4 protein-coding genes are annotated in these 6370 nt (G+C 68.1%); 3 read left to right on the top strand and 1 reads right to left on the bottom strand.

The window, feature by feature from the left end; genetic code table 11:
* From VF697_RS20595 to VF697_RS20585, 3 genes are all read left to right on the top strand, one after another.
* On the top strand, positions 1–1218 hold a 1218-nt coding region (locus VF697_RS20595; protein ID WP_331097516.1), incomplete at its 5' end, for an AGE family epimerase/isomerase.
* A complete protein-coding gene (locus VF697_RS20590) occupies positions 1215–2771 on the top strand; it encodes a DJ-1/PfpI family protein (RefSeq protein ID WP_331097514.1) in 1557 nt (518 codons plus the stop codon). The genes VF697_RS20595 and VF697_RS20590, both read left to right, overlap by 4 nt.
* On the top strand, positions 2768–4459 hold the full coding sequence (locus VF697_RS20585) for a thiamine pyrophosphate-binding protein (protein WP_331097512.1): 1692 nt from the start codon (positions 2768–2770) through the stop codon (positions 4457–4459). The genes VF697_RS20590 and VF697_RS20585 overlap by 4 nt, the downstream gene beginning before the upstream one ends.
* Positions 4460–4522: 63 nt before the next feature.
* Here VF697_RS20585 and VF697_RS20580 read toward each other — a convergent pair.
* Positions 4523–6370, bottom strand: a 1848-nt coding sequence (locus tag VF697_RS20580) for an alpha-amylase family glycosyl hydrolase (RefSeq protein ID WP_331097510.1), incomplete at its 5' end; no start/stop codon positions are given.

Below are 6370 nucleotides of genomic sequence, written 5' to 3'. Positions count from 1 at the left end.
GCCATCTACGAGCAGATCTACGCCCTGGCGGGGCTCACGCAGTACTTCCGCTGCACGGGCGAGCCGGCCGTGCTGGAGGACATCCGCCACACGGTGGCCATGTTCAACGCGCTCTTCCTGGACCTCAAGCGCGTCAACCCCGACTTCCCGGGGCTGGATGGCTACTTCAGCCACCTCGATCCGGCCAACCTGCGGCCGGACTCGCCAGCGCTCGGGACTCGTCAGCTCGAGAAGAACTGGAACTCGATCGGCGACCACATCCCCGCCTACCTGGTCAACCTGATCCTCGCCCTCGAGCCGCTGCCGCAAGGCGCGGATGAGGGGATCGCCAGCTTCCTCAAGATCTGCAAGGAGATGATCGACCGGACCGCCAAGCTCATCATCGAGAAGTTCCCCGACCCGGAGTCCGTGTACGTGAACGAGCGCTTCCACGCGGACTGGAAGCCCAATCACGAGTGGGGCTGGCAGCAGAACCGGGCCGTGGTGGGCCACAACTACAAGATCGCCTGGCAGTTGCCGCGCATCGCCAGCTACTGGTTCTCCGAGGGGCGTCATGACGAGGCCCAGCGCGCGCTCCAGGTCGCCGAGCGGCTGGCCAGGGCCATGATCACCCATGGCGCCGATCTGGTCCGCGGAGGTGTCTTCGACGCCGTCGAGCGGCACCCGTCCAATGGCCAGCCCATCGAGTTCGCCTGGGGCTGCACCAAGGACTTCTGGCAGCAGGAGCAGGCCATCCTGGCCAACCTGATCCTCTACGGGCACACGCGGGATCCCGAGTTCCTGGATCAGGCCCGCGCCGCGGCGGCGTTCTGGAACATGTTCTTCCTGGACAGGGATCGCCAGGGCATCTTCTTCCGCACCACGGAGGATGGGCTGCCCATCGTCGAGGGGAGCTACGCCAACAAGGGGGGCTACGCCATCGCCGGCTACCACTCCTTCGAGCTGAACTACCTGGCCCACATCTACACGCGGGCCTTCGTCGCGCCAGCGGGGAGCGAGGACGCCAACTTCTGCCTGTACTTCTACCCCTCGAGCCAGTGCGGGCTGCGCTCCCTCAACGTGGCGCCGGACTTCTTCAAGCCCGGCTCCGTCGAGATCGCCAGCATCACCGTCAATGGCAGGCGTCGGTCGGATGTGGATCCCAACCGGTTCCAGATCGCTCTCCAACCCAATGATTTCGATTCCGAGATCATCGTCCAGTTCCGGAGGAAGCCATGAGTCATCTGCCGTTGCAGGGAAAGAAGATCGCCGTCCTCTTGGAGAGCCAGTTCATCCCCGTGGAGATCTCCGAGTACCGCAAGCGGTTCGAGGAGGCGGGGGCGACCGTCCACTTCCTGGCCAACCTGTATGGGAATCCCTCGTTGACCCTCGTGAGCGAGGTCGAGGAGCCCGGACAGATGCCCGAGCTGCTGACGGTCGACCTCGACATCCGCCAGGTGAAGCCGGAGGACTACGCGGCCGTCATCATGTCGGCCAACTACACCAGCGTGCGGCTGCGCCACTTCGTCCCGCCCTCCGGGTCCGATGGCAAGCCGGTGCCGATCACCCCGGACATGGTGCGCTCGTCACCGGCGGTCCAGTTCTTCGGCCGCGCCATGCGTGACCCGAGGATCATCAAGGGGGCGTTGTGCCACGGGCTCTGGCTGCTGACGCCCACCCCGGAGCTGCTCGCGGGGCGCCGGGTCATCTGCCACGAGGTCGTGCTGGCCGACATCACCAACGCCGGTGGTCTCTACACGCCGGATCCCTCCGGCGTGGTGGTGGATGAGGACCTGGTGACGGGGCGCTCGTACCACGAGGTCTCGTTGCTCATCGAGCGCATCAAGGATCTCATCGTGGCCGAGGACGCGCGGGAGGCCACACACCTCACGCCCGTCTTCCCCCCGGCGCAGGCCGCGCCGCGAGGGGAGGGCAGCAAGCGGCGCATCCTGGTCGTCCTCTCCAGCTACGGCTACTGGAGCGAGGAGCTCGTCGGTCCACTCGAGAGCTTCGACGCCATGGGCTACGAGGTCGAGTTCGCCACGCCGGACGGCCGGCGCCCGAGGCCCCTGCCGCCGAGCCTGAACCCGGACTTCATCGATCCGCCCCTGGGTCGGCCGGTGACCACGCCGGAGATGGCCCGCAAGGGGCGGGAGCTCTACCGCTCCGGGCGCCTCGACTCCCCGCTGAACCTCTCGGCGCTGCTGCCCGAGCGGCCCTACTTCAGCCAGCCCGTGCTGGTGCGCGCGCTCGAGGCCTACCACCGCCAGCGGGAGGCGGCCCTGCGTGACTTCGAGCGGTTCGATGCGCTGCTGTTGGTGGGCGGCAGCGGACCCATCGTCGACATGGTCAACAACCAGCGCGTGCACGACCTCATCCTCGGCTTCCTGCGGTCGGGCAAGCCAATCGCCGCGGAGTGCTACGCCGTCGGTTGCCTCGCCTTCGCGCGGGACATGGAGGACCGGCGCAGCATCCTGAGGAACAAGCACGTGACGGGCCACTGCGTGGAGTACGACTACAAGGACGGCACCGGCTTCCTGGGCACTACCTTCAACATGGGCCCACCGCCGTACGCGCTCGAGTACATCCTCCGCGACGCGACCGCGCCGGAGGGCCAGTACCACGGCAACTTCGGGAAGGAGACGTCGGTCATCGTCGACTACCCGTTCATCACCGGGCGCTCCACCCCGGACTCCCTCCTCACGGGCCAGAAGCTCGTCGAGGTGCTCGAGCAGGGACTGCGGCAGTGGGGCTGGAACGGCGCCAACAACACACAGGGGAATCACTCATGAGAAGGACTGGAAATATCGCCCTCCTCGAGCAGCTGGTCGCCGATGGAGCGAAGTACTTGTTTGGCAATCCAGGCACCGTCGAGGAGGGCTTCCTGGATGCCATGCGCTACGTGCCCGGGCTCGAATACGTGCTCGGGCTCCAGGAGACCGTGTCCGTGGCCATGGCGGATGGCTACGCCCGGGCGACGCGCCGGCCCGCCTTCGTCCAGCTCCACTCCGGAGTCGGGCTCGGCAATGGGATTGGCATGCTCTACCAGGCCAAGCGCGGCAACTCCCCCCTGGTGGTGCTCGCGGGGGAGGCCGGGGTCGCCTACGACGCCATGGACGGGCAGATGGCCTGCGATCTGGTCGCCATGGCCCGTCCCGTCACCAAGTGGGCCACGCGCGTCGTGGATCCCCAATCCGTGCTGCGGGTCCTCCGGCGCGCGGTGAAGATCGCCTCCACGCCTCCCATGGGGCCCGTCTTCGTCGCGCTGCCCATGGACGTGCTCGATGCGCCGAACCACGAGTCGGTCATCCCCACGCCGCGGCTGGACACCCGGGTCGCGCCGCGGCCCGAGGAGGTGAGGGTGCTCGCCCAGATGCTCGCGGCGGCCGAGCGGCCCCTGCTCATCGTCGGTGACGGCGTGGCGAACTCGGATGCCCAGGCGGAGCTGACGCGCGTGGCCGAGCTGCTCGGCGCCGAGGTGTGGGGCGCCAACAGCTCCGAGGTGAACATGGATGCGAGCCATCCCCTGTTCAACGGCCTGCTGGGGCACATGTTCGGCAAGGACAGCACGGCGGTCGTCTCCCAGGCGGACGCGGTGCTGATTGTCGGCACGTATGTGTTCCCCGAGGTCTTCCCCTCGCTGTCCGGGGTGTTCCGCCCCGGCGCCCGGGTCGCCCACATCGACCTGGACGCGTATGAGATCGCCAAGAACTTCCCGGTGGACATGGGCCTCGTGGCGGACCCGAAGAGGACCCTCGGGGCACTGGGAGAGGTGCTGGCCGGCCTCATGACGCCCACGCAGCGGGAGGCCGCCGCCCAGCGCCTGCGGAGCGCCGGGGAGCGCCAGCTCCTGCGACGGAACCTGGCGTCCCAGGCGGGCGACCCGGGGAGCGACGTGCCCTCGCTCTTCATGCGGGAGCTGGCGAGGCGGGTGGGAGATGACGCCATCATCTTCGACGAGGCGCTGACGACCTCGCCGCTGGTGAACCGGTTCCTGCCCGCGCGCAAGCCGGGGCACTTCTTCCAGTCGCGAGGGGGCTCCCTGGGCGTGGGGATTCCCGGGGCCCTGGGGGTCAAGCTCGCCCATCCAGACAAGACCGTCATCAGCTTCAGCGGGGATGGCGCGAGCATGTACACCATCCAGGCCCTCTGGACGGCGGTGCGCCACGGCATCGGCGCCAAGTTCGTGGTCTGCAACAACGGGGGCTACAAGCTGCTCGACGTCAACATCCAGGAGTACTGGCGTGAGCGGGGCATCCCCGAGCATGCCTTCCCCGGCTCCTTCAGCCTGTCGTACCCGCCGCTGCGCTTCGTGGACATCGCGCGCTCCATGGGCGTACCGGCTGCACGGGTGGGCACGCCGGAGTCGATCGGTCCCGCGCTGGAGCAGGCCCTGTCGACCCCCGGGCCCTTCCTCATCGACTGGATGCTCCCGAGGTCCTCCCCGGGAGTGGACGCCGACGTCCGCTGCGGGCAGTGAGCGACTCTTCGACGTGGGACAGGGGCCAGGCCCGGGGAAACCCGAGCCTGGCCCCTTCTTTCTTCACCGCTCCCACTTCTGGAAGACGACGAGCCCCCGCGCCGGAAGGACGACGCGCAGCCCGTTCCCCCGAGGGAAGAGCGTCGCTCCGAGGTTGCCGACGTTGCTCCCCCCATACCGCTCGGCGTCCGTGTTGAAGATCTCCTTCCAGCCGCTCGCGTCGGCCCAAGGGCCCTCGAGCTCATACCCGTCGGCGAAGGGCCGGTCGTTGAGACTGGCGACGACGAGGAACTCCTCCGCCCCGCTCCGGCGCCGGAAGGCGAGGACGCGGTTCGCATCATGCGTGAGGAGGATCTCGAGATCTCGCGACCTCAGGCCCTCGTGCGTGAGTCGCAGGCGGATGAGTTCCTGGTAGCACCGGAAGAGGTTGCGTCCCTGGCCCGCGCGCAGCCCCTGGAGATCCTCCCGGTTGCGCAGGAAGGTGTCGTAGCGGTAATCCCTGGCGGCGCCGACCTCCTCTCCCATGAAGAACATGGGGGTGCCCGCCGAGAGCACCGAGAGGCCGAAGATGGTGCGACACCGCGCCTCGGCGGCCTGGAGCACCTCGTCCTGGAGCTTCGCGGCGTTGGCGGCGATGACGATCGTCCTGGCCGTGCCGTCGCCGTTCCCGGCCTCGTCATGGGAGGAGTGGTAGACGATCGCCCGCCGCCCCGTCCGCGCGAGTACCCGCGAGAAGGTCGTCATCGCCAGGGGTTGGCCGTCCGACTTCGCCGCGGTCCAGAGCAGCTTGGCGAACTCCATCCCGCGCGTCGGGTCACCGATGAGGTGGTGGTGGAAGTCGGCATACCAGGCGGCGTCGAACCCCAGGCCGCCCTCCGCGTCGGGCGCGGTCACCGCGTCCCAGCCGGAGTGATCCTCCGCCATGAGCAGCACGCCTGGGCGGATGAGCCTCAGGGTGCGGCTCCACTCGCGCAGGAACCGGGCCCCGAGCATGTTGGCGCGGGAGGCTTCTCGCCCGTTGGCGTGCAGCACGTTGTAGCTGTGGATGCACGTGGTCTGATCCACGCGGAACCCATCCACGTGGAACTCCTCCATCAGGGTGACCGCGCTGCTGATGAACATGGCGCGCACCTGCTCCCGGTGGAAGGCGGGAGCGTAGCCGGTGGACTGGTTGTCGATGTATCCGCCGTGCCCGGGGGCGGCCGTCGAGCCGGGGCTGGCCGCCACCCGCTCGTAGTCCGGGTAGTCCTCGGGACGTCCCTCATAGAAATAATAGAGGTTGTCCGGGTGCGAGCTGGAGTCATACATCCACTCCGCCCTGTCGGCATCCGGGTGGTAGTGGTTGTAGACGACGTCCATGATGACGGCGATCCCCCGCCGGTGGCACTCCCGAACGAAGTGCTTGAGCTGGTCGCGGCCGCCGCCCGCGTACTCGATGGCGAGGTAGTGCGTGGTGGCGTAGCCCCAGTTGGGCAGCCCGCCGAACTCAGACATCGGCAGCAGCTCGACGGCATTCACCCCGAGCTCCTCGAGGTAGTCGAGCAGCGCCATGGCGTCCTCCAGCGTGCCCGCCCCGTCCTTTCCGAAGCCGAGTGCCCCGACGTGGAGCTCGTAGATGACCAGATCCTCCACCCGAGAGGGGACGGGCCGCTCGGCGCGGTACTCGTCACGCCAGAACTCCTCCTCGGAGAGGAACTCCCGCTCGGGCCATCGCGGCTCGGAGAAGTGCTTCGTCACCTGGTCGGGGTCGACCACCACGGAGCAACTCACGGTGGCGTTCAACCCCTCCCGGCCTCCCGTATAGGGACTTCCCCTGGGGTTGAGGGTGCCCCGGCCGATCTGACAGCGCGAGTAGAGATCCGTCCGATAGACGATCCGCCCATCCGCCAGGGTGAGCCTGAACATGTAGGG

The organism is Archangium sp. (assembly GCF_036388035.1).
Classification (GTDB): domain Bacteria; phylum Myxococcota; class Myxococcia; order Myxococcales; family Myxococcaceae; genus Archangium.
Note: the sequence above shows the minus strand (reverse complement) of the source record. Positions and strands in the feature narration are given on the sequence as shown.